This is a genomic window from Acinetobacter sp. 161(2023) (assembly GCF_037027805.1).
In the GTDB taxonomy this organism is placed as follows: Bacteria; Pseudomonadota; Gammaproteobacteria; order Pseudomonadales; family Moraxellaceae; genus Acinetobacter.
In genome coordinates this window covers 87,518-112,486 of sequence record NZ_JAZEYD010000007.1, presented here as the reverse complement: position 1 = coordinate 112,486, position 24,969 = coordinate 87,518, and the positions used below count along the sequence as shown (strand labels likewise).

At 39.4% G+C, this 24,969-nt stretch carries 20 protein-coding genes; 12 read left to right on the top strand and 8 right to left on the bottom strand.

The annotated features are described in order from the left end of the window. Positions 1-11: 11 nt before the first annotated feature. Entirely contained in the window at positions 12-2,222 is a 2,211-nt protein-coding gene (gene rlmKL, locus WA249_RS08540; RefSeq protein ID WP_336167860.1) for a bifunctional 23S rRNA (guanine(2069)-N(7))-methyltransferase RlmK/23S rRNA (guanine(2445)-N(2))-methyltransferase RlmL, read from the bottom strand. Between the two features lie 238 nt (positions 2,223-2,460). Between rlmKL and WA249_RS08535 the strand changes: the two genes are divergently transcribed. The 5 genes from WA249_RS08535 (at position 2,461) to WA249_RS08515 (ending at position 7,708) form a co-directional block, all read left to right on the top strand. Next, positions 2,461-2,805 (top strand): hypothetical protein, encoded by a 345-nt coding sequence (locus tag WA249_RS08535; RefSeq protein ID WP_336167858.1) that lies wholly within the window; start codon positions 2,461-2,463, stop codon positions 2,803-2,805. A 123-nt stretch (positions 2,806-2,928) separates the two neighbouring features. Beyond that, on the top strand, positions 2,929-3,945 hold the full coding sequence (locus WA249_RS08530; RefSeq protein WP_003652674.1) for an aspartate carbamoyltransferase catalytic subunit: 1,017 nt from the start codon (positions 2,929-2,931) through the stop codon (positions 3,943-3,945). 12 nt (positions 3,946-3,957) lie between these two features. After that, positions 3,958-5,196 (top strand): dihydroorotase, encoded by a 1,239-nt coding sequence (locus WA249_RS08525; RefSeq protein ID WP_336167856.1) that lies wholly within the window; start codon positions 3,958-3,960, stop codon positions 5,194-5,196. Between the two features lie 210 nt (positions 5,197-5,406). Then, positions 5,407-6,825: an OmpA family protein gene (locus WA249_RS08520; RefSeq protein ID WP_336167854.1), complete on the top strand. Its 1,419-nt coding sequence runs from the start codon at positions 5,407-5,409 to the stop codon at positions 6,823-6,825. 103 nt (positions 6,826-6,928) lie between these two features. Next, positions 6,929-7,708: a Rossmann-like and DUF2520 domain-containing protein gene (locus WA249_RS08515; protein WP_336167851.1), complete on the top strand. Its 780-nt coding sequence runs from the start codon at positions 6,929-6,931 to the stop codon at positions 7,706-7,708. A gap of 14 nt (positions 7,709-7,722) precedes the next feature. On the opposite strand, the gene WA249_RS08510 is transcribed toward WA249_RS08515, so the two are convergent. Together WA249_RS08510 and trmB are read right to left on the bottom strand one after the other, a co-directional pair. Further along, the gene (locus WA249_RS08510; RefSeq protein ID WP_336167849.1) at positions 7,723-8,349 is read right to left on the bottom strand and encodes a glutathione S-transferase family protein; all 627 of its coding nucleotides are present in this window, start codon (positions 8,347-8,349) and stop codon (positions 7,723-7,725) included. A 178-nt stretch (positions 8,350-8,527) separates the two neighbouring features. Continuing rightward, complete coding sequence (gene trmB / locus WA249_RS08505) at positions 8,528-9,244, bottom strand: tRNA (guanosine(46)-N7)-methyltransferase TrmB (RefSeq protein ID WP_336167847.1); 717 nt, start codon at positions 9,242-9,244, stop codon at positions 8,528-8,530. Positions 9,245-9,424: 180 nt separating this feature from the next. On the opposite strand from trmB, the gene WA249_RS08500 reads away from it, so the two are divergent. Next, the gene (locus WA249_RS08500) at positions 9,425-11,893 is read left to right on the top strand and encodes an ExeM/NucH family extracellular endonuclease (RefSeq protein ID WP_336167845.1); all 2,469 of its coding nucleotides are present in this window, start codon (positions 9,425-9,427) and stop codon (positions 11,891-11,893) included. A 275-nt stretch (positions 11,894-12,168) separates the two neighbouring features. Beyond that, the gene (locus tag WA249_RS08495; RefSeq protein ID WP_336167843.1) at positions 12,169-12,780 is read left to right on the top strand and encodes a glutathione binding-like protein; all 612 of its coding nucleotides are present in this window, start codon (positions 12,169-12,171) and stop codon (positions 12,778-12,780) included. Positions 12,781-12,840: 60 nt separating this feature from the next. Here the strand turns inward: WA249_RS08495 and WA249_RS08490 are convergent, their stop codons facing one another. Both WA249_RS08490 and ahpF read right to left on the bottom strand, forming a co-directional pair. After that, entirely contained in the window at positions 12,841-13,185 is a 345-nt protein-coding gene (locus WA249_RS08490) for a hypothetical protein (protein ID WP_336167841.1), read from the bottom strand. A gap of 173 nt (positions 13,186-13,358) precedes the next feature. Further along, complete coding sequence (gene ahpF, locus WA249_RS08485; RefSeq protein ID WP_336167839.1) at positions 13,359-14,924, bottom strand: alkyl hydroperoxide reductase subunit F; 1,566 nt, start codon at positions 14,922-14,924, stop codon at positions 13,359-13,361. A gap of 268 nt (positions 14,925-15,192) precedes the next feature. Between ahpF and WA249_RS08480 the strand changes: the two genes are divergently transcribed. Both WA249_RS08480 and WA249_RS08475 read left to right on the top strand, forming a co-directional pair. Next, positions 15,193-15,411: a DUF1653 domain-containing protein gene (locus tag WA249_RS08480; protein WP_003652655.1), complete on the top strand. Its 219-nt coding sequence runs from the start codon at positions 15,193-15,195 to the stop codon at positions 15,409-15,411. A 45-nt stretch (positions 15,412-15,456) separates the two neighbouring features. Beyond that, on the top strand, positions 15,457-16,044 hold the full coding sequence (locus WA249_RS08475) for an O-methyltransferase (RefSeq protein WP_336167836.1): 588 nt from the start codon (positions 15,457-15,459) through the stop codon (positions 16,042-16,044). Here WA249_RS08475 and WA249_RS08470 read toward each other — a convergent pair. Continuing rightward, positions 16,021-17,070 carry a helix-turn-helix domain-containing protein gene (locus WA249_RS08470; protein WP_336167834.1) on the bottom strand — a complete coding sequence of 350 codons (1,050 nt, stop codon included), beginning with the start codon at positions 17,068-17,070 and terminating at the stop codon, positions 16,021-16,023. The genes WA249_RS08475 and WA249_RS08470 overlap by 24 nt on opposite strands. Positions 17,071-17,190: 120 nt before the next feature. Here WA249_RS08470 and WA249_RS08465 point away from each other — a divergent pair, with 120 nt between their 5' ends. Next, positions 17,191-18,384: an alkane 1-monooxygenase gene (locus tag WA249_RS08465; RefSeq protein WP_336167832.1), complete on the top strand. Its 1,194-nt coding sequence runs from the start codon at positions 17,191-17,193 to the stop codon at positions 18,382-18,384. A 50-nt stretch (positions 18,385-18,434) separates the two neighbouring features. Here the strand turns inward: WA249_RS08465 and WA249_RS08460 are convergent, their stop codons facing one another. Together WA249_RS08460 and ahpC are read right to left on the bottom strand one after the other, a co-directional pair. Continuing rightward, positions 18,435-18,644 carry a KTSC domain-containing protein gene (locus tag WA249_RS08460; protein WP_004793625.1) on the bottom strand — a complete coding sequence of 70 codons (210 nt, stop codon included), beginning with the start codon at positions 18,642-18,644 and terminating at the stop codon, positions 18,435-18,437. A 253-nt stretch (positions 18,645-18,897) separates the two neighbouring features. Then, positions 18,898-19,461, bottom strand: a complete 564-nt coding sequence (gene ahpC, locus WA249_RS08455; RefSeq protein ID WP_016138759.1) for an alkyl hydroperoxide reductase subunit C — start codon at positions 19,459-19,461, stop codon at positions 18,898-18,900. Positions 19,462-19,813: 352 nt separating this feature from the next. Between ahpC and hrpA the strand changes: the two genes are divergently transcribed. Further along, a complete protein-coding gene (hrpA, locus tag WA249_RS08450; protein WP_336167828.1) occupies positions 19,814-23,671 on the top strand; it encodes an ATP-dependent RNA helicase HrpA in 3,858 nt (1,285 codons plus the stop codon). A gap of 95 nt (positions 23,672-23,766) precedes the next feature. Further along, the gene (locus tag WA249_RS08445; RefSeq protein ID WP_336167826.1) at positions 23,767-24,873 is read left to right on the top strand and encodes a beta-ketoacyl-ACP synthase III; all 1,107 of its coding nucleotides are present in this window, start codon (positions 23,767-23,769) and stop codon (positions 24,871-24,873) included. Positions 24,874-24,969 lie beyond the last annotated feature (96 nt).

Here is a 24,969-nt window from a genome sequence, read left to right as displayed (position 1 = left end):
CTCGAGTGTTATTAATATTGATCTAGAGCAGGGTGCTGAATTTTCCATGCACGGTGGATTTTTTGATTACGTTTAAAATCAAGGCCGATGGTTTCAGAAGTGATTTCTTCAACCTGAAAAATAGCTTCAATTTCTTCGTCCATTTCAAAACCGCGATAGTTATTCGAGAAGTAGAGCGTGCCTTCACTGTGCAAACGGTTCATTGCGCGTTTAATCAGTGAGATATGGTCACGTTGTACATCGAATGTACCATAGAATTTTTTCGAGTTTGAGAATGTCGGTGGGTCAATAAAAATAAGGTCGTATTGTTCATGACCTTCTTTTAACCACTCAAAACAGTCACTAGCAAAGAACATATGCTGTTCATCTGCATGATCTACAGTTAAGCCATTTAAAACGAAGTTTTCTTTTGACCAGTTCAAGTAAGTGTTAGATAAATCCACACTTGTTGTACTAGCAGCACCACCAAGCGCAGCATGTAAGCTTGCAGTAGACGTATAACTATATAAGTTCAAGAAGTGCTTACCACGTGCTTCTTGAGCAATACGTAAACGCATTTGACGATGGTCAAGGAATAAACCTGTGTCAAGGTAATCGGTCAGGTTAACTAAAATTTTAGCTTTACCTTCTTGCACGATAAAACGTTTTGAAGCCGTACTTTGCTTCGTATATTGAGTTGTACCAGTTTGACGTGCACGTGTCTTAATAAAGATGGCATCACGGTTTAAGCCAGTAACAGCACGAATTGCAGCAAGCGCTAAATTAAAGCGTTTTTTAGCTTTTTCTGGATCGATTGTTTTTGGTGGTGCATATTCCTGAACATGTAAACGGTCACCATATAAGTCAACAGCGACATTAAAGTCAGGTAAGTCTGCATCATACAAACGTAAGCAATAAACATTTTCTTTCGTTGCCCATTTTTTCAAGGCAATCATATTTTTTTGCAAACGGTTAGCAAAGTCTTGAGCTTCTTCCATTTCAATAGGTTGAGCTTGCCAAGTTGCTAAAAATGGTTGAGTTACTTTTTCAGGTTTGATTACACCGAAACGAATATAAATTGGTAATTTACCATTCATTAAACGTAACGTTTCAGGCGCTTCAAATGCTAGAACATCAGATTGTTCAATTTGAGCTGCAATAACTGCTGCATATTGATTTGGGAAATGCTTTTGTAAAAGTGCTGATAAACCTAGGTATAGAGAACGGTTTGAAGCTTTTTCACCTAAACGTTCACCATAAGGCGGGTTAGTGACAATAAATGCAGTTTTGCCTTCAGCAGCAAAATCTGGCCAGTCAGCTAAAGTACGCTCTTCGATTTGAATCTGACCTAATACATTTTCAAAGCCTGCCGCAATAATATTTTCACGGGTTGCTTTAATCGCTTCCCAGTCTGCATCGTAGGCATAAAATTTAGGTAAAGGTAATTCAAGCGCTTTTTCGTGACGTTCTGCTGCTTCTGCTTTAAGTGAAAGCCAAAGGTCGCGGTCATGACCATGCCAGCCATTAAATCCAAAACGACGAACAAGTCCTGGTGCACGGTCAGTTAAAATCATTAATGCTTCAATGATGAATGTGCCTGAACCACACATTGGGTCAAGCACAATCTCAGGATTACGCTGTTTGAGCTGAGCTTTTTGTAAAATTGCCGCAGCAAGGTTTTCTTTAATTGGTGCATCCGTCATGTAACGGCGGTAACCACGCTTATGGAGCGAATCACCTGATAAATCTAGACAGTAGGTATGTTCAGTTTTACCTGCCAAAGCATAGATCGTAATTTCTGGTTGTTTGGTGTCAATGCTTGGGCGGCGACCTACAGCTTCCATAAAAGAATCAACAACGCCATCTTTTACACGTAGTGTGGCAAATTGCGAATTGACCATGATTTCACGTTCAGCATGCAAGCGGATTGCGAAAGTACTTTGTGGTGCAAAAACAAGTGACCAGTCAAAGCTCATTGCACCTTCGTAGAGTTCTTCTGCGACATCACGTGCATCATGCGTAAAATCAAGTTCATAAGTATGAATAGGAAGTAAAACACGAGAAGCGAGACGCGACCACATACAAATGCGGTAAGCTTCTTCAAGCGTCCCTTCAATGATTAAACGTCCTGCTTTACGTTCTGTCACTTTGGTGCCAAGTTGTTCTATTTCTTCTTGTAAGAGGGGTTCTAAACCATCAGCACAAGTAATCCAATAGTGGTTTAAACGTAAAGAGGTATTCATAAACTCGATTGACCAAAACATATAAATATTAACGATGCAAAGTTTAACGTATTTTGATGTCTAAAGGTTTTTAAATTATTGCAACCTATCATTTTGCAACCAAAAAACTGATTTTTAAAGAATAATACCTTGAAATTGGTATGTATTTTGCTAGATCAACATTATTGATGGTTATTTATTTAACAGACAAAGTCAGTTTTTAACCATTTTATAATTTTAATGGATGGGGACGTTGTAAATGAAAGACATGTTGGGGAATGGTTTTATTGCTAATGCAGATGCTTTCTCGGTGGCCACACAAATATATGTGCGTATGCGTCGGGTCACAGGACGGGTAATAGATGCAATGTATGTGATTCAAAATAAAGATTATGCCAAATATGTAATTACGGTGGCATTAGAAACAGAAGATGATGAATTAAAACGATATGTTGAGCGATTAAGATCCTTAGTTGACACACTACCAGAACCTCCTCAAAAAGAAACGCTTGCAGTTGTTAAGGTTGATGAAGAGCCAGAAATAACAGCCGAAGACATTTATCGGGCACAAGTTCCACACCATTATATTGGTGCTTTAAGGTAATCTCGAATAAGACCCTAAATTTTTGGTCAATTTAGGGTCTTATTCTGTAAAGTTCTTCTGCGAAAAGAGCGGAATTCAGCTACACTATGCACGTTTTCGCGATTCGACCCATAGGAATCCATTATGCATATTGCAGCGTTGCATCAGCCGAGCCAGGTTCAGCTCAATCAAGACGGAAATTTAAAACATTTTTTAACGATTGAGGGACTTTCAAAAGAAAACCTCACGAAGATTTTAGATACCGCACAAAGCTTTTTAGATGATAATAATAATTTAATTAACCGTCCGCTCTTAGAGGGATTGACGGTTATGAATCTTTTCTTTGAAAACTCCACCCGTACTCGTACTACTTTTGAAGCAGCAGCAAAACGCTTGTCTGCCAATGTATTGAATATTGATATTGCACGTTCAAGTACATCAAAAGGTGAAACGCTACGAGATACGCTCTGGAACCTTGAAGCAATGGCTGCGGATATTTTTGTTGTACGCCATTCATCTTCGGGCGCTGCACATTTCATTGCTAAAGATGTATGTCCAAAGGTCGCAATTATTAATGCTGGAGATGGACGTCATGCTCATCCAACGCAAGCGATGCTTGATATGCTTACCATTCGCCGTGAAACAAAGAAACCGTTTGAAGAGTTGAGTGTTGCCATTATTGGTGACATCAAACACTCTCGCGTAGCGCGTTCGGATGTGGCTGCATTACAAACACTAGGATGTAAAGATATTCGTGTGATTGCACCGAATACATTATTACCCGTGGGCTTTTCAGAATATGGCGAACATGTTCGCTTATTTAATAACATGGATGCCGGGATTGCAGATTGTGATGTGATTATTGCTCTACGTATTCAAAATGAGCGTATTGACTCTCCAGCATTATCTTCACAGTCTGAATTTTACAGAATGTATGGCCTAAACAAAGAACGTCTTGGTTTAGCTAAACCGGACTGTATTGTAATGCATCCGGGGCCAATGAATCGTGGCGTAGAAATTGACTCAAGTGTTGCAGATGGAGACCAGTCGGTTATTTTGAAACAAGTAACCAATGGTATTGCGGTTCGTATGGCTGTGTTGGCACTGTCAATGCAAGGCCAGCTCCAAGAGCAAGGTTTAATTGAAGCGATTACGTTGTAAGGAATGGATCACATGAGTATTGTAAAAATTGAAAATGTACGTGTGTTAGACCCAATCCAAAAAACAGACAGCGTACAAACTGTATATATTCAAAATGGCAAGTTGGTTGCTCAAGCCGAGCAAGTTGAACAAACGATTGATGGTCAAGGCAAATGGTTAATGCCAACCATGGTTGATTTGTGTGCGCGTTTGCGTGAACCCGGTCAACAGCAACACGGTACACTTAAATCTGAAGGTAAGGCAGCACGTGCTAATGGCATTTTGCATGTGATTACCCCACCAGATTCAAAGCCGATTGTACAAGACAACGGTGCGCTTATTCATGGCTTGATTGAAAAGGCATGGCATGATGGCGGCATTCATATGCATATTATTGGTGCTCAAACCCAAGGTCTAAATGGTAAACAACCTGCAAATATGGCCGGTCTTAAAAAGGGTGGTTGTACTGCTGTTTCAAATGCCAACGCTGCTTTTGAAAATGATGATGTGGTTATTCGTACTTTGGAATATGCAGCGGGTCTTGGCTTAACAGTTGTGTTCTATGCCGAAGAACCTCAGATTGCTAAAGATGGATGTACACACGAAGGTTTTATTGCTTCTCGCCAAGGTTTGCCGATGATTCCGGCGCTTGCTGAAACTGTAGCGATTGCAAAATATTTGCTTATGATTGAAGCAACTGGCGTAAAAGCTCACTTTGGTTTGTTGTCTTGTGGTGCATCGGTTGAATTAATCCGTGCGGCAAAAGCAAAAGGCTTGCCTGTGACTGCCGATGTTGCAATGCACCAGTTACATTTAACTGAACACTTAATAGACGGTTTCAACTCACTTGCACACGTTCGCCCACCATTGCGTTCAGAGCAAGATAAAGAACTTTTACGTCAAGGTTTAAAAGAAGGGGCAATTGATGCAATTTGTACGCACCATGAGCCTTTAAGCAGTTCGGCAAAAATGGCACCATTTGCTGAAACTCAGCCAGGCATCACAGCTTTTGATACCTATGTATCTTTAGGCATTCAACTTATTAATGAAGGTTTATTCGAACCTTTAGAATGGGTTGCTAAAGTCACTAGCGTGCCAGCAGAGGTTGCCAATATGACCTCACGTTGGGAAAATGAAGCCGGATGGGTGTTGGTAGATCCTACTTTAAGCTGGACAGTAAGCAAAGAAACGATTTTATCACAAGGGAAAAATACCCCATTGTTGGGACAAACCTTGACGGGTAAAGTACTTCAAACTTTTGCTAACATATAAAATACTTAGTTAAAGTAAATTTAAGATATGAACAGGTAGATCATAATGGTCTACCTGTTTTGTAAATACTCGATGGAAAATTGTATATAAATTATTTAAAAAACAACAAAAAATTTCGCGCACATTAGAATAAAAAACTATCAGCAAAGAAAAGTATTTGAATAATCAAAAGTTGCTGGTTACGACTTATAAGATTCGGGAGAATAACCAATGTCGATAAACCCTATAGAACTGCTTAAAGAAAAAGTATCATCAACAATATTAAACAACCAGGATGGATTCCTCGGCGACAAAACAAATGCTTTATCTAAATTTTATCCAATCTTGCTTTCACTATTAGCTGCAAAACCTGATCTTATTGGACAATTGAAAAACAGTTTGGCTCCTTCCTTATCAGACCTTTTTTCTCATAATGATCAAATTAAGAATACTGTACTTACCCATTTAAGCGGTACAGCGCCAAATAATGAAATAGAAAGTACACTCAACAGCGCAATTAAACCCAGCCTTAATGTAATTTCAGATGTTGCCGGAAATGATCAGCAAAGTATTGTGAACTATTTACGTCAGCATGCTGAAACGATTCGTTCATACTTGCCGGAGTGGGCAGTTGGACTCTTGGCACCATTGGGTATTGGTGCAGGATTATCATCAGCAGCACATTCAAGCGTACCTCCGCTTGCGGCAGCATCAGAGACAACTGGTAAATCTCGTGGGTTCTTACCCATTATTGCCCTCATTATTCTGGGTCTTATTATTGCTTGGTTATGGCGCTCTTGCCATCACAAAGAGGCGACACCTGTAGCTGAGACTACTCCTGCAAGTGGCGTAGCGGCAGCGGCTGCTGCACCAGCTACTTTAACTTTAAGTACAGATGATAAAGGTGCAGTAAGTCAGTGCCAAGCAGGTATAGGCGATCAAGGTTTCTTGGCGACTTTACAAACTCAAGTTAAAAAAGTTCTTTCAGCCCCTAAAGACTGTAATGTAGATACCAGCCAAACTTATGCCGCTGCATTTACTGATAAAGATGCATTAGCAGGTGTACTTGGTGCATTAAAAGGTGTTCCAAACGCATCTTTAGAATGGGTTGGTGACAAAATCACATTGAAAGCTGGCGATGCAGCAGCTTTAGAAGCTTTAACTGCAAAAGTAAAAGCATTGGTGCCACATACTGAGGTTGTCGGTACAGCACCAGCAACAGCTGAGCAATCTGTAAGCAATAGCTTAAGTGCTTCGCAAACTGCTCTAGGCTCAATCGACCCGAACAATGTAGATGTAAATGCTTTAGTTAAAGCGCTTAACTTGCAAATTATTAATTTTGCGAGTGGTTCAAGTGAAATTCCAGCAGATAACAAAGCCATTCTTGATCAAGCTGCACCACTGTTAAATAAAGTGGATAGCTTGAAATTAAATGTAGGTGGTCATACAGACTCAACAGGTAATGCAACTGCAAATAAAGCACTTTCTCAACGCCGTGCTCAAGCTGTCGTAGATTATTTGGTTTCTAAAGGAGTGGATGCATCTAAAATTGTTGCTCAAGGTCATGGTTCAGAGCAGCCAGTTGCAGAAAACACAACTGATGAAGGGCGTTTTAAAAACCGCCGTATTGAGTTTTCTGTAGCTCAATAATCAATAGATTCATAAAAAAATTTGATTTTATTGAATTCTGATTTGAAAAAAGCTTCTCATTTTGAGAAGCTTTTTTCATAGAGATTAATATTGTTGGGTTGGTATGAAAATCAGTTTGTTAGGAAGTGGGCGTGTTGCTTTTCATTTGGCGAAGGCTTTATTGGCCAAAGGTCATCACATTACACAAGTCTATGCGCGTGATTTTGAGAAAACCCAAAAATTTGCAGAACAAATTCAAGCAAAAGCATGCCAGTCACTTCAAGAGTTCCAGCCGTCTGACTTAATTATTTTGGCAGTTTCAGATAGTGCAATTGCTGAGCTCGCAACGCAGGTACATGAGTTATTTCCCGAAACTCTTATTGTTCACACCTCGGGCAGTACTGATATTGAAGTCATCAGTCATGTGCATGAAAAAGCAGGCGTGTTTTATCCATTACAAACATTTAGCTTTGAAAGAGAAGTTGACTGGTCTGCAACACCGTTGTTTGTTGAAGCGGCAGTAGATGCTGATCAGAAACTACTTGCAGATTTAGCAAATAGCCTAAGTAACCGAGTGTATCAATACACCTCGAAGCAGCGTTTAACTTTGCATTTAGCTGCCGTATTTGCCTGTAATTTTAGTAACTATTGCTTGGATATGGCAAAGCAGGTTGTAGATGAAGAGCAAGTCGACTTTAGCTTGCTCTATCCATTAATTGTGGAAACAGCTAAAAAAGCGACTCAAAATGATCCAAAGCAAATGCAAACTGGGCCTGCGATGCGGGGTGATCAAAACATTTTAGCAATGCATCAAGACTTATTAGCTCAAGCAAATCGAGATGATTTAAAGCAGGTCTATCAACTTTTAAGTGATGGCATTGTGAAGCGCCATCACTTAGCTTAAAGCTGATTTAAAAGTTAAGGTTCGCCGTTATTTCCCCATTTTAAGAAACCAGCCCGTTGATTTAAAAGTTCAAAATATTGGTCGACATGCTTAAGTGTTGGATGATTAAAAGGTGTAGCTTTCCAGCGCTGTACAGATAGACCAATTGGAATATCCGCTAGAGTGAACTCAGTACCTGCAACATAGGCCTGAGTTTTTGCGAGTTGTTGATCAAGAATTTGCATATGATGATTCCAGTCATCAATACCTTGTTGTAATAAATTTGGGTCTTGATGATCTGGAGAATGTCTCAAGAGAGACATAATGGTATAGGTCCAGCTGTTATTCAGCTCAATCGCTTGCCAATCAATCCATTGGTCGACAAAGAATCTTTCTTTCGCTTGAGTAGGGTAAAGCAGATGTTCTTTATCGTAGGCATTTGCTAGATAACGGATAATACTGTTGGACTGCCAAAGGACTAAATCGCCATCTAAAACAACAGGAATTTGACCATTTGGATTTAATTGTAAATATTCAGGTGATTGTGCTGAGCGAAATCCTCGTCCCCAATCTTCTCTTTCATATTCAAGATTTAACTCTTCACACAGCCATAAGACTTTGCGAACATTAATGGAGTTATCGCGCCCTAATATTTTTAACATGTGTTGTCCTCAGCAAGCTTTAGTGTAGCAAGTATCAATTTCTATAAATAGCTAGATTTAGCTTGATTGGCAATCATTAATTAGGAAGAAGAAATAGAATAGATAAACTATGATTATTTATTTTCTTTTTAATATTAAAATAAAAAGGCCTAGTTTATTACTAAGCCTTTTTTATTATTTACTTAACCTTTTTAAAGATAAAGTCATTAATTTTATGACCTGACTCGATACCACGGCGTTCAAACTTAGTCACTGGGCGCCAATCTGGACGAGGGTAGCTATTACCCTTACCTGCTAAGTTTTCAAGGTCTGGACGGTTGTCTAATACATCTAGCATCCATTCTGCATACGGTTCCCAATCTGTTGCAGCATGGAACGTACCGCCAAGCTCAAGTTTTTGTTCAACCAATGGCATACGCTCATGAGCAACAAAACGGCGTTTAAAATGACGTTTCTTTTGCCAAGGATCTGGGAAGTAAAGTTGTACGCAGTTAATGCTGTTGTCTGGCATTTCACGTAAAACCTGAATTGCATCTGCATCAAGTACACGTAAGTTTTTAACTTCTGCTATACCTGCTTCATATAGGCATTGAGCAATACCAGGTACATGGACTTCAATACCCACATAGTTGCGTTCAGGGTGCGCTTTTGCCATCAGTACTAACGAACGACCCATACCAAAACCGATTTCAACAGTTAAAGGGCGCTCTGGGTGTTCGAAGTGTTGACGTAAGTCGCCAACAGGATATTCCAAAATTAAATCGCGATGTTGTTCTAATGCCGTGCGTTGAGACGTATTAAGTGGTGCTGAACGACGCATAAACGTCACAATTTCACGGTGTTCAGGCAAATTGTCTAAGTCTGCAATTTGCGTTTCTAACTGATCGATCGACATAACCTGGGCAATATTGAAATTCAAATGCGGTATTTTAAGTCTTCATGTGATCAAGTCAAATGTTTTGGATAATTATACCGTTTGGTTGAGAAAATGTTACTGAATTTTAATGTATCTTTCATCGCAATGTCATAGCAGATACATAGCATGGTTGGCGATTTTAACAATTATGATGATGTTATGAAAACTTTTCAGCTTAATCGTTTAAGTACCATTTTAATGGTATTGGGTAGTACTACTGCACTGAGCCATACTGCCTACGCTCAGTTGATGTTTAGCCAATATATTGATGGCAACAGTAACAATAAGGGGCTACAAGTTTATAATCCTGATGGTACAGCCGTCAATTTGACTGATTATCAAATCAAACAATTTGCTAATGGTGAAGCAACTCCCAATTTAACGGTTACATTACAGGGTACATTATCGAGTAAAGCCAAGTATTTAGTTGGGCATAGCGCTTTAAAAACAACTTTGGGTGATCAGGTCAATCAGGTTGCAAATTTGGCTTTTAATGGTGATGATGCAATCGTTCTTTATTATAAAGGCACAGCGATTGACCGTTTTGGTAAAGTCGGGGAACGTCCGGATGGTGGTTGGGGGAGCACAGTTAAAAGCTCGGGAAATAGTTTTGCCCGTAAACAAACGAACAATAATGTGACTAATATTGATCCTGCTACAACATTTGATTTAGACAGTTCATGGACAGCATGGTCAAACCGTAATGATTTCTCAGCGCATTTAGGTGCAAATACGGCTCCTACAGAGCCACCTAAAGATACGTTAAGCTGTTCTGCTACAACGACACCGATTGCCGATGTTCGCAATGACACACAAGGAAGTGTCTATACGGTACGTGGTGTGATTACGGCAGATTATCGCTATGACGGTGGCTATAATGGTTTCTTCATGCAAACCGCTGATACGAAAGCAAAAGCTAGTGTGAGTAATGCGATTTTTGTTTATGCTCCATCAACGGGTACCGCTAAAGGTGGTCAGGTGGGTGAAGAAGTCGTTGTGAAGGGTACATTAGGTGCTTTCTCTGGGCAGCTACAATTGGCCAACTTAACCGCTGATGTCTTAACCTGTAATACTGCAGCGAGCACATGGGTGGCTGCAAAACCACTTGAGTTACCTTTTTCCGCATTGACCACACCAAGTATTTACGCGGGTGAACTGGTTAAATTTAACCAGACGCTAACAGTCAGTGAAAACTATAACTATGGTCGCTATGGTTCAGTGAGCTTAAGTCCAAATCGTTTATTTATGCCGACCCAACTGTATTCGGCTGGTTCAGCAGAAGCGAAAGCATTGGCAGAACTCAATGAACGTTCAGAGCTTATCCTTGATGATGGCTATAATACCCAAAACCGTACACCATGGTTGCCACTCCAATTTGATGCTAATCATAGCCTTCGTACAGGTGCCCAACTGAAAAATGTCGAAGGTATCATGCAGTATAGTAACAGTGCATGGCGTGTTCAGCCTATCTTGGGACGAAATAATATTGAAGTGATTGCGGATAGCAATAAACGTCCAGAAACAGTAGTTGCTAAGAACAGTAAGCAAGTTCGTGTTTCCTCTTTTAATGTCTTGAATTATGACAATGGTTTAGCGAAAGGTTTTCCAACTGAACGTGGTGCGACAAGCAAAGCCGAGTTTGACAAACAACATGCCAAAATTGTGAAAGCACTTAAAACCATTGATGCAGATGTATATGGATTGATGGAAATTGCCAACAATGGTTATAGCGATAAAAGTGCAGTTGCTTATTTAACCAGTGCTTTGGGTGCAGATTGGAAATATGTGATTCCAAAAGACGATGATAAATTGGGTACAGATGCTATTGCTGTTGCAATTATTTATAACAGCAAGCGAGTTAAACCCGTTAATGACCCTGTAACTCTAGATTTTGCCGATAGTAAAACACGTAAAACGATTGCGCAAAGCTTCCAGCCAATTTCAGGTGGAAAAATTTTTACAGTGATTCCTCAGCATTTAAAATCAAAAAGCTGTGGTACAGGAAATGATGCAGCAACAGGTGAAAATGCTGACCAAAAAGATGGACAAAGTTGCTGGAACCCACTGCGTGTTAACTCAGTACAAAAATTAATCGCATGGATTGCACAAAAACCGACAAAAGTAGAAAAGCCAAATGTACTTTTAGTCGGGGACATGAACAGCTATGCGAAAGAAGATCCGATTTTAACCTTTGAAAAAGCAGGCTTTAAACCATTATTGACTGATGAAAAAGTTGGTGAAGGGAAGAACGGGTACAGCTATGTCTTTGGTGTGGGCAGTAACACCGATGGAAATGGCGGTTCAGGCAACCTTGACCATGTACTTGCCGATGCAGATTTATATCCACTTGTGAAAAAGACATTCGCATGGCATATCAATTCGGATGAACCAGCAGTGTTAGATTACAACGAAGAATATAAAACGGATGAGCAAAAGGCTGCATTTTATGCCGATAATGCATTTCGCTCTTCAGATCACGATCCGATTATTGTCGATCTAGACTTGAATGATACATCCACAGCAGAAGCTATGACTTCAAAAAGCAGTTCTGGTAGTTTTGATGCATGGTCAATTTTAAGTTTACTTGGCTTAGGTCTGTGGGCAGCACGTATGCGTAAACAGAAATAATAGCTTTGCGGGGACTGTTATAAATGCAGCAGTCCCTATTTATTTTGATGATAGTTTTCGATTCTTGCTTTTGAAATGATATGGTCATCACGATTGTATATTTTATGTATGAAATAATGTTGAAATCGACAGAACACTGCTTGCAATAGCATGAATTTTCTATAATAGTCATTTACATAAGCGAGAAAAATAGGCTGTGCAGATTGGTTTTGGTTAATTTTACAAGCTGTAATAATGCCACTTTCAACATTAACGTGAGATAACAAGGATCAGATATGAAATTATATTATTCGCCAGGCGCATGTTCTTTAGCAGCACATATTATTTTAAATGAAATTAATGTCGATTTTGACTTAGAACGGGTAAATTTAAAAACTCATAAAACAGAAAAAGGTGCAGATTATTACGAGATTAATCCAAAAGGTTATGTACCTGCTTTAGAAATTAATCCAGGTTTAATGTTAACTGAAAACGTTGCGATTTTACCGTTTCTTGCTCAGCATGATCCTAAACAGGATTTAATTCCTCCATCAGGGATGGGGCGTGCGAAAGTATTAGAGTGGTTGGGATATTTGAACTCTGAATTACATGATGCTTATGCCGTATTCTTTGGGGGATCATTAACAAGTGATGAAAAAACCAAAGCTTATGCAGAAATTGATCGTCTTTTAAAATATATCGATAACTATTTGTCTGAATCTGATTATGATTATTTGGTAAATGATAATTTTGGCCCAGCAGATGCTTATCTATTTGTTTTAACAAATTGGTCAAATTCAATTGAGCATGATTTAACGCCGTATAAACATATTATTGCACTACGTAATAAAGTAGCAGAACGTCAATCTGTACAAATTGCAATGCGTGATGAAGGTCTAATTTCATAATCGGTTTAGACTTAAAAAAAAGCCCCTGTATGAACAGGGGCTTTTTTCTAAGTCTAGGAATTAGTGTTGAGCTTTTTCTTTAACATCAGCAGCACTCTTTTCAACAGCTTGAGCTGTATCAGCAGTTGCCTTACGAGCAGTCGCTTCAGTTTTTGCAGCAGCTTCAGCGGTTGCATCAGCAGCATGGTCAGTTGCAGCATCGATTTTTGCAGTCGCTTTATCAGTTGCAGTAGCAATATCGCTTGCGGCTTTGTCACCAGCAGATTTGATATCAGCAGTTGCTTGTTGAGCAGCATTTTCTAAGTGTTCACCCGTTGTCGCGCCTGTTTCTGGAGCTTTATCTTTATTACATCCAACAAGAGCAACGGTCGCAGCAAGACCTAAAGCAACAAGTAATTTATTCATTGTGTTTTTCCTTCTAATTCATGGCATCCAAAATTATGGATGTCTAAAATATAAACATAAACTAACTGATTAATAAAGATCAAAAATTGTTAAAGAGTTGTAACTCCAATATTAAAAAAGCCTAGCATTTTGTAATGCTAGGCTTGGGTTAAATAATAACGGTTTGACTGATTTTACTGCCCAGAACGGATAATGTAATCAAATGCAGAGAGTGATGCTTTAGCGCCTTCACCTGTAGCAATAATAATTTGCTTGTAAGGTACAGTCGTACAGTCACCTGCAGCAAATACACCTTTGACATTGGTTTCGTTGCGGTCATTCACAATGATCTCGCCGCGGTTGGTTAACTCAACTTCACTGTCTTTTAAGAAGTCAGTGTTTGGCAGTAAACCAATCTGTACAAAGATTCCTGCAAGCTCAACCACATGCTCTTCATCAGTGGCACGATCTTTATATTTAAGACCAGTCACTTGTGAGCCGTCACCTAACACTTCTGTGCTTAAGGCATTCATAATCACAGTTGTGTTCGGCAAGCTATGTAGTTTGTTTTGCAAGACTTGGTCTGCACGAAGTTTTGTATCGAACTCAACCAAAGTCACATGCTCAACAATTCCTGCAAGGTCAATTGCAGCTTCAACACCTGAGTTACCACCACCAATCACGGCAACACGTTTGCCCTTAAATAATGGACCATCACAGTGTGGGCAGTACGCTACACCACGGGTACGGTATTCTTGCTCACCCGGTACATTCATTTCTCTCCAACGTGCACCTGTTGAAAGGATCACAGTTTTCGATTCAAGTTTTGCACCGTTTTCAAGTTCAACTTCAACCAAACTATTAGCTGTTTGGTTCGCACCAGTGATTTTGCTGACACGTTGCAGGTTCATGATATCGACATCGTATTCACGAACGTGTGCTTCCATCTCGGCAGCAAACTTAGGACCTTGAGTCTTCTGTACAGAAGTGAAGTTTTCAATGTCCATGGTATCCATCACCTGACCACCGAAGCGTTCAGCTACAATACCAGTGTTAATACCTTTACGTGCTGCATAAATTGCTGCTGTTGCGCCCGCAGGACCACCACCAATTACCAATACATCAAAAGCATCTTTGGCATTGAGTACTGCTGCATCTTTTTCAGCTGAGTTAGTGTCAAGTTTTGCCACAATCTCTTCAAGTGTCATACGACCTTGACCAATGTGTTGATTGTCTTGGAACACCATTGGTACAGCCATGATTTTGCGTTGCTCAACTTCGTCTTGGAAGAATGAACCATCAATCATGGTTGCTGTTGTGTTCGGGTTATAAATGGCAATCAGGTTAAGCGCCTGTACCACATCCGGACAGTTATGACAGCTTAGCGATACAAACACATCAAAGTTGGCTTTGAGGTTTAAACCTTTAATCTGGTTCAACACTTCATTTGACACTTTAGGTGCATAACCAGACACCTGTAACAGCGCTAAGATCAAAGATGTAAACTCATGACCCATTGGTAAGCCTGCAAAGAACACACGAGGTTGTTCACCTGCTTTAGCCACACCAAAGCTTGGACGGCGTGTATTGTTGCCATCAAAACGGGCAGTCACTTTGTCAGAAAGTTCGGCGATTTCAGTTACTAATTCTTTAATTTGAGCCGCTTTATCTGATTCATCTAAAGCAGCAACTAATTCGATTGGACTTTCTAAACGTTCTAAGTAAGCTTTTAATTGAGTTTTAATGTTTTGATCTAACATCTGTTTTTACTCCAATGCATCCAAATTCTTTCAATAGATGCATAGTACGTTAAAACATAAAACAGGTAAAACAGTATGTCTTTATAGATTTAATCGGTTTTCTGAATGCTGTGTGGTGCTCGTAAACAATATCAATAATTTAATGCGGTAATTTGTCTTTAAGTGTCCTTTATTACTCTTTTTTATCTTTTAAAGTGAAAGTATTTAAAAATTTATATATGTTATATGGCTGTAAAGATTTTATGTCATAACATCAAAAGGTACTTTCATGTCATTGCAACGCGGCATTTATCAGCATTATAAAGGTAATCTCTATCAAGTTTTTTCTGTGGCAAAACACAGTGAGACTGAAGAGGAGCTAGTCGTTTATCAGTGTCTTTATGGTGACTATTCAACTTGGGTACGTCCATTAGATATGTTTACTGAAACGGTTCAAGTGGCTGATGGAAGTATTGTACCGCGGTTTAAGTTAATTCAAAGCACTTAACTTAAATGGCTGTCATATAAAATAACGAGTTTAAAGGGTGAATAGATGCCAAATACTTTTTTCTTACAAAGAGTTGCAGATTTATATGACACCTTTAAACGGCATGATGCCCAGCAGGCAGATCGCTTGCTGCGTTATCGCAATATTGAGGCTGAGTCTGCAAAACTATTGTCGCAATTTATTCGTATGCAGCAAGCCAAGGCTATTTTAGAAATCGGTACGTCAACGGGTTACTCAACTTTATGGCTAGCTGAAGCCGCTCAGGCAACTGGTGGGCAGGTGACTACAGTTGAAATTGATGCAAAGCGAAGTGCTGAGGCGAAACGCCATGTTGCTGAGTTAGAGCTTAGTGAAATCGTTCAATTTTGGGTAGGCGATGCAGCTGATTATTTAAAAGAAACGCAGGAAACGTTTGATTTTATTTTATTAGATGCCGAGCGTCATGCTTACGAGAATTATTGGCCAGATTTAAAACGTCTGATGAAGCCCAATGGTGGTGTTCTCATTATTGATAACGTCATTTCACATGCGGCTGAAGTAAGTTCATTCTTATCTTTAATTAAAAACGATGGAAATTTTATGAGCAGTATTTTGCCGATAGGTGCAGGTTTATGTATGGTGGTTCTGAAGTAGGTTAACTTTCTTGAGATATTCTTGCCGATAAGCTTGGGGACTACAACCCTGTACTTTATTAAATGCGCGGGTAAAGTTGGCAGGGTTGGAATAGCCTAGTTCGTAGGCAATATGGGTAATGGTAAAGGTAGAATTCTCTAATAAATCAATGGCACGCTCAGTACTGATCTGTTGCTTTAAATTTTGAAATTCAACGCCTTGCTGCTGTAAATAGCGTTGCAAGGTTTTGGTCGAAATATTTAATACTTTGGCACATTCCATTAGGGTCGGGACTTGATTAGCTTGTCGCAACATCATGCTGACCCATTCAACAATTTCACCTTGATGATAGATCTTCTGGATTTGTTCCTGACAGCGTTGTTCAACTATTTTTAGACTATGTGCATCTGCTAAAGGCAAGGGTAGTGCTAATTGTTGCTGATCAATCACCACACGTATTCCTGAAAGCCACGTATAGTTAAAGTGGAAATTAGCTTTCACTAAGGATATGTAACGTTCTTGATAGCTCGGCTCTGGAACACTCAAATATACTTGGTAGCGTTGTAATTGCTGACCTGCCAATTCTAACAAGCTGTAGTAAAACGCCACGGCAATCGCTTCAATATGAAAAGCCAAACACTGCTTATTCATCTGCAAAATTGGTTCAAATAATAGTTCAACCTTTTGCTGATTGGTCGGAAACTGAATGCTGAGCTTAAAACTCGGCATAATCAGTCTAAAATATTGTGCAATCAGCCTAAGTGCATGTTCCAAATTAGGACTGGTCATTAGCGCGTAGCCCACTAGACTATGTGAGCTGAGTTTTATATTTTTACCCAGTTCAAAGGCCAAGTCTTGAGTATTGGGTAGACTCAAACCAATCTCAATGAATTGTTCAATTTGTTGAATTGATAATAATTCTGTTTTTGCCAGTTCTTGCTGGAATGCCCTCAATAAATCATTATCGTATTGATGCGTGCTGATTAAAATTTCAATCAGCCGTAAATAATAACGTGATGGAATAACAGGAATCTGTTGCTTCTGCACAAGAAAAACTCAGCAAAGTCTTAAAATGATAATAGCAAGTCTTAAAATGATAATATAGAGGGGCGATGAACGAGCACAATCAATTCAAGCAAAACATTTTGTGTTTGATTGGAGTCTCTAATGAATATGCATACTCAACTGGATGTCGAGCAAGCGACAACAACATTTAAGGATAAAAAGCGTCATTTATGGCTATTGGGTTTGGCTGTACCGACCATTGCAATGGGTGGCCTAGCGGGCTATCAATTTGGTCCTAAAAAAACTAAAAAGTTCTTCGCTTCATTTGGGCCATTATTTATTCATGGTGTTATTCCGGCATTGGATAAATTGATTGGTGAAGACACGGAAAATCCGCCATTAGACGCAATCGCAGATTTAGAAGCGGATCCGTATTACGCTCGCATTGTTAAACTTTTTATCCCTTTGCAATATGCAACCAATATCTATGGAGCATATTTAGCCAGTCGTAAAAATACACCTCTTGCTGATCAGGTTTTACTTGGCACTTTGGTGGGAATGGTCAATGGAATTGCCATTAATACGGCACATGAACTTAGCCACAAGAATGGGCAGCTTGAACATTATTTATCGCATTTAGCGTTAGCGCCCTCGGGTTATAACCATTTCCGAATTGAACACCCTTATGGACACCACCGCCGCGTTGCGACACCTGAAGATCCAGCATCTTCGCAATTTGGTGAAACCTTCTGGAAGTTTTTGCCGCGTACCGTAATTGGTAGCTTTAAATCGGCAATCGAAATTGAAAAGAATCGTTTAGAACGTAAGAAATTGCCTTTCTTGTGTAAGGAAAATGAGCTGATTCATGGCTGGGCGATGTCTGCTGTGTACCATGCAGCCATGTTTGCGAAATTTGGTGCGCGTTCTATCCCATTTCAAGTTACTCAAGCCGCTTATGCAGTAACTTTGTTTGAATCGGTGAATTACATTGAACATTATGGTTTAAAGCGTGCAAAGAAAGAAAATGGCCAATATGAACGTACTATGCCAGAGCACAGCTGGAACAATAATAATGTGGTGACCAATCTGTTCTTATATCAATTACAACGCCATTCAGATCATCATGCCAATCCAACTCGTAGCTTTCAGACCTTACGTCACTTTGAAGATGCACCGCAATTACCAGCAGGTTATGGTGCAATGATTTTGCCTGCATTTATTCCATCTTGGTGGTCAAGAATTATGGATGATCGCGTGGTCGAGCACTATAAGGGGGACCTTAGTAAAATCAATATGCATATTGAGGTAAAGGAAAAAATGCTAGAGAAATATATTGAGCAAAATGACGTGGCTTAATAGCCAAAAGATATAAAACAGATCAGCCCCAGCGGGCTGATTTTTTATGATTAAGCAGAAATACGGAGTCTGTTAAAATGCAGATCAAACTCAAGATATTTGTGAACAAATGCAGTTTTATCATTGGTGCGTAACAAATTATTGTAGATAAACTCTGGAACTGGATGATAGAGCTCACCTGAGCCATTGCTATAGAAAATTTTTAAATAGCGTGAAGAAACATCGTATTTCCAAGAGGTTACAACAACAGATTTTTCCATATAACTACTCCTACTTTTGTTTGATCTTTTAATACATATATAAAGCTCTTTTGTTTCATAATTCGACAGTACTCTAAGTTAAGCAGGCTGACAATTCATAAATGAATGTTGCTATAAATTTATAAGTATAAGAATTGTAAAAAATTAGCTATAAAATTTTGGTGTGGAATAGAGCTTAGATTTATAAAAATAACCAATAAAAAAACCACCCTAAAAAGGGTGGTTTTTAGACGTATTGGCCTAATCTAAAAAATTAGATTTTACCAACTAGGTCGATAGATGGAGCAAGAGTAGCTTCGCCTTCTTTCCATTTAGCTGGGCAAACTTCACCTGGGTGAGAGTGTACGTATTGAGCAGCTTTTACTTTACGAAGAAGCTCAGACGCGTCACGGCCGATACCACCAGCGTTAAGTTCAACGATTTGGATTTTACCTTCTGGATCGATAACGAAAGTACCACGGTCAGCTAAACCTTCAGATTCGATAAGAACGTCGAAGTTTTTAGAAAGAGTCCAAGTTGGGTCACCAACTAATGGATATTGGATTTTTTTGATTTCTTCAGAAGTGTCGTGCCAAGCTTTGTGAGTGAAGTGTGTATCAGTAGATACAGCGTAAATTTCAACACCAAGTTTTTGGAATTCAGCGTAGTTGTCAGCTAAGTCACCAAGTTCAGTTGGACAAACGAAAGTGAAGTCAGCTGGATAGAAGAATACAACAGACCACTTACCTTTAAGGTTAGTTTCGTTAACTTCAACAAATTGGCCGTTGTGGTAAGCAGTTGCTTGGAATGGTTTAACTTCAGTATTAATCAAGCTCATCATTGTCTCCATGATTGAGGTTTATATTTAAACTTGTTTACGAGATGTAGAATAAATAAAAATTCTTTATTGGGGAAATAGTATTTTTACATGACTAAAATCGGAAAATTGAATAAGTGATAAATTTACGATTTTTAAGTCCCCAAACACTGTATTCGATTTGACTGCAAAAACATGTAAATCAAATGACAGTTATAGTAAAAGAAACTTGCATAACAACATGAAGTCTACTTAGCCAAAATTCAAGGGTAAAATTTTAAAAAATTAAAAATATATAAAAAACCAAGTGTTTTACCTGAAGGGCATTAGAGCGTAAAATAGAGGATTGTTGTATTTTCAGGAAAATTTGTCTGTGCAGAATGATTTAAATATTGATCAGTGGGTAATGGCAAGAGATCGTTACCGTTTAAATCGTTTGCGTAAAGATAAAAAAGCCAATACAGCCGAGATTGAAAAATTATTTGAACAATCTAATGCCAAAGTAAGGCAGCGATTTGAACGTCTCCCTAAAATTAAACTCAATCAGGATTTACCTGTTTCGCAATATGCTGACCGTTTAATTGATGCGATTCAAAAGCATCAGCTCATTATTGTGGCAGGCGAAACTGGCTCAGGTAAAACCACTCAGCTTCCTCAAATTGCAATGTTAGCAGGCCGTGGCTTAACAGGTATGATTGGGCATACTCAGCCTCGTCGTTTAGCCGCACGTAGTGTTTCTCAGCGTATTGCAGAAGAAGTCGGCGAAAAGCTCGGCGAATCGATTGGTTTTAAAATCCGTTTTAATGAACAGGGTTCGCAAGATTCGATTGTGCGGTTAATGACCGATGGTATTTTGCTTGCCGAGTTAGGCAATGACCGTTTTTTGTCTAAATATGACACGATCATTATTGATGAGGCGCATGAACGCTCACTCAATATCGATTTTATTATGGGTTATTTAAAGCAGTTGTTGCCAAAACGCCCAGACCTCAAAGTTATCGTGACTTCTGCAACTTTAGATGTAAATCGTTTTAGTAATTACTTTAATGATGCACCAATTTTTGAAGTTGAAGGGCGTAGTTACCCAGTTGAAGTGCTTTATCGTCCAATTTCAGAGATGAATATTGGCGGAAGTGATGACGATGAGTTTGATGATTTCGAAGAAAACTTACCTCGAGCAGTCGTACAGGCAGTTGAAGAATGCTTTGCTGATGCTGAAGCAAAAGGTCATCCTGAACATGCTGATATTTTAATTTTCTCAAGCACCGAGCAAGAAATTCGTGAGTTGCAGGAAACCTTGCAAAAGTACGGGCCAAGACATACCGAAATTTTACCTTTGTATGCGCGCTTAGCTGTTTCTGAGCAACAAAGGATTTTCAGTCCAGGTGGAAAGGGTCGCCGTATTATTATTGCGACCAACGTTGCCGAAACTGCGCTGACTGTTCCAAATATTCGTTATGTGATTGATAGCGGTTTTGCCCGTATTTCTCGTTATAACTATCGATCACGGGTTCAACGCTTACCCATTGAAGCTATTTCCCAAGCCGCTGCCAATCAGCGTAAAGGGCGTTGCGGTCGTATTGCTGCTGGTGTCTGTATTCGTTTATACAGCGAAGAAGATTTTTTAAGCCGTCCAGAATTTACCGAACCTGAAATTAAACGAACCAACTTGGCTTCTGTTATTTTGCAAATGCACAGTTTAGGTTTGGGCGAGTTAGAAAACTTTGATTTTATTGAGCCACCAGATTTCCGTCTTGTAAATGATGGTCGTAAGTTACTCATTGAGTTAGGGGCACTTAACGAGAAGAAAAATGAGCTGACTAAAGTCGGGCAAATGATGGCTCGTATGCCGATTGACCCACGACTCGCTCGTATGATCATTGGCGGTGCTCATTTTGGCGTGCTCAAAGAAATCTTGATTGTGGTGAGTGCTTTAGCGGTTCAAGACCCACGTGAGCGCCCAGCTGATAAACAGATGCAGGCAGACCAGAAGCATGCTTTGTTCAAAGAAGCAGATTCAGATTTTCTGTTTTATTTGAAACTTTGGGATACTTTAAATCCTAAAGGTGAAGCAGGCATGTCTGAAAATAAACGACGTCAGTTTGCCAAGCAGAATTTTTTAAGTTGGTTACGTTTACGTGAGTGGAAGCAGACACACCAGCAATTAGTTGAGTTAGCAGAAGGTTTAAAACTTAGCTTTAATGAAAAAGATGCAAACTATGAAAACTTGCATCGTGCGTTGCTGACAGGTTTATTATCTTTTATTGCCAATAAAACTGATGAGCGAAATACCTTTATGGCAGTGCGTCAGCAAAAGGCTAAAGTCTTTCCAGCAAGTACTTTGCACAAAACCAATACCTCTTGGGTGATGGCTTTTGAGATGGTCGAAACCTCTCGAGTGTATTTACGTACTTTAGCCAAAATTGACCCTGAATGGATTTTGCTTGCTGCCCGTGATTTATTGAAATATCACTATTTTGAGCCGCATTGGTCTAAGAAAGCTGGTATTGTAAATGCCTATGCTCAAATTTCGCTGTTTGGTTTAATTATTGAACCAAAACGGTTAATTAATTTTGAGAAGGTTGACCAGCCTGCTGCGCATGAGATTTTCTTACGCGATGCATTAACCACAGGTAATTTGGGTACGATCCCACCATTTTTAAAACACAACTTGCTTAAACTTGAAGAAGTGGAGCGAGTTGAAGATAAATTGCGTCGCCGTGATTTAGTGGTCGATGAAGAAACGATTTACCAGTTTTATGCCTCTAAAATTCCAGAAGAAATCGCAAGCCGTCGTAGCTTTGAAGATTGGCGCGCGACGGTAGAAGCAAATAATCCGCGTTATTTGTTTGTTGAAGATGATGCACTTTGGCTGAATGACCGACCAACAACACAGCAATTTCCAGATCATTTACATAATGGTCAGCTACGTTTAGTAACGACCTATCATTTTGACCCGAGCCATGACGAAGATGGTGCAACTGTTCAAATTCCTGTTCAGGCACTGCCTCAGGTCGATGAAAATATATGGTCCTGGGGAATTCCTGGATGGCGCCAAGATTTGATTGAGGCTTTACTCAAAGCCTTACCTAAAGACAAGCGTCGTAATGTGGTGCCTATTCCCGATACTACTCGTAAGCTTATGCAAGGCATTGATGCAGTACATTTACGTGAACATATTTTTAGTTATTTAGCTTTTGCCTTACGTGGTGAGCAAATTACCGACAAAGATTTCTCGTTTGAACGCATTGATCCATATTTGGTACCTTTCATTAAAGTTATTGATGAAAAAGGTAAGTTGATTGCAAAAGGCCGTGATTTACCTGAATTAAAAGCGCGTTGCCGCGTAGAAACGCATCGTCCAGTGAAACAGCAAAAAGGTGAGTTTAAAAACTTCCCTGAGAATTTTACTTTTGAGGCTTCACATAAAGTTACTGGTGTTGTTGTGAAACAATATCAGGCTTTGGTACCTACAAAAGCTTTTGCTGAAATTGAAGCTAAAGATGACTTTGGTGTTGTTATTCAGACTTTTAATGATCAGGCTGAAGCCATTAAGCAGCATCGTGAAGGTATTATTCGTCTGGTCCATATGCAGCTTGGTGACTTGGTGCGTCAGTTGAAAAAGCAGATTTCAAAACCGCTTGCTTTGGCATATTCACCTTTGGGCGATAAAGCTAAGCTTGAGCAGATGTTAGTCTATGCAACTTTGCAAATGGCAATTACAACTTTGCCAATTAATGCAGATGAATTTAACAAACTGCTTGAGCAGGTCAAAAAGCAATTTTTGAGTCATGGTCAGCAAGCACTTGAGCAATTAAGTGATATTTATATTCAATGGCAGCAAATTCGCCGTCAGCTTTTAGTGCTTGACCGAGACATATTTGGCCGTAGTGTTGATGATATTGAAGATCAGCTAGATTTAATGTCACTGGGCAATTTTGTTTATTGCCAACCCGTCGATCTTTGGCAGGAATATCCGCGATATTTAAAAGCGCTGCTATTGCGTTTAGACCGATTGCCAAATAATCTACAGCGAGATCATGCCGCTATTGATGATGTCGATCCATGGATGGACAAGGTATTTAAATTCAAAAACGATCCAAAAATCAAAGAATTGTATTTGATGTTGGAAGAATTCCGCATTTCTTTATTTTCTCAACCGATGAAAACCAAGATGCCTATTTCGCCAACTCGACTGCAAAAGTTATGGGATCGTTTGGGAATCAGTTAAGATAGATCGGGGTCTGTTTATGTTGTTGTTTAGCTTACAACACAATTTATAAATGAAAGATTAACAGACCCTATTCATTTTTTTAGGAGTTTTACATGGGCATTCGTATTACAGGTACTGGGCTATTTCACCCAACAGAAACCATTTCTAATGAAGAACTGGCCGTCAGTTTAAATGCTTATGTGGAACAATATAACCAAGAGAATGCAGAGAAAATTGCAGCGGGTGAACTAGAAGAATTACGTGGTTCAAGCGCTGAATTTATTGAAAAAGCTTCTGGTATTAAAAGTCGTTATGTAATCGAAAAATCAGGTATTCTTGATCCAAATCGTTTACGTCCTCGTTTGTCTGAATGTTCAAATGATGAACTTTCACTTCAAGCAGAGTGGGGCGTTATTGCTGCGAAACAAGCAATGGAAAATGCAGGCGTTACTGCTGAAGATATTGATGTTGTGATTTTAGCATGTTCAAACATGCAGCGTGCTTATCCAGCAGTTGCGATTGAAATCCAGTCGGCACTTGGTATTCAAGGTTATGCTTACGACATGAACGTTGCATGTTCAGCTGCAACTTTTGGTTTGAAACAAGCGGCAGATGCAATTCGTTCAGGTGCTCGCCGTGTTTTATTGGTGAATGTTGAGATTACCTCTGGTCACCTAGATTACCGTAACCGTGATTGTCACTTCATTTTTGGTGATGTTGCAACCGCTTCTATTATTGAAGAAACGACTACTAAAACTGGTTTTGAAATCTTAGATATTCATTTATTTACTCAATTTTCAAACAACATTCGTAATAACTTTGGTTTCTTAAACCGTAGCGAAGATGCAGTGGTTGATGACAAGTTATTCCGTCAAGATGGCCGCAAAGTATTTAAAGATGTTTGTCCGTTAGTGGCAAAAATCATTAATGCGCAGTTGGAAAAAATGCAGTTAACTGCAAATGATATTAAGCGTTTCTGGTTACACCAAGCCAATGCCAATATGAATGAGCTAATCTTGAAATATGTGGCTGGTAAAGAAGCGGATTTAAGCCGTGCCCCAATTATTCTGGATGAGTTTGCCAATACATCTTCAGCAGGCGTTATTATTGCTTTACACCGTACAGGCCATGAAGTAGATAATGGCGAGTATGGCGTGATTTCATCTTTCGGCGCTGGTTATTCAGTAGGTTCGATTGTTGTACAAAAGCATGTTGCTTAAGTTGCAAGGTTAATTAAAAACGCTCGTAAGAGCGTTTTTTTATGAGCGAAATAATATAAAAAAGCAGACCAAAATTGGCCCGCTTAGATTGAATCA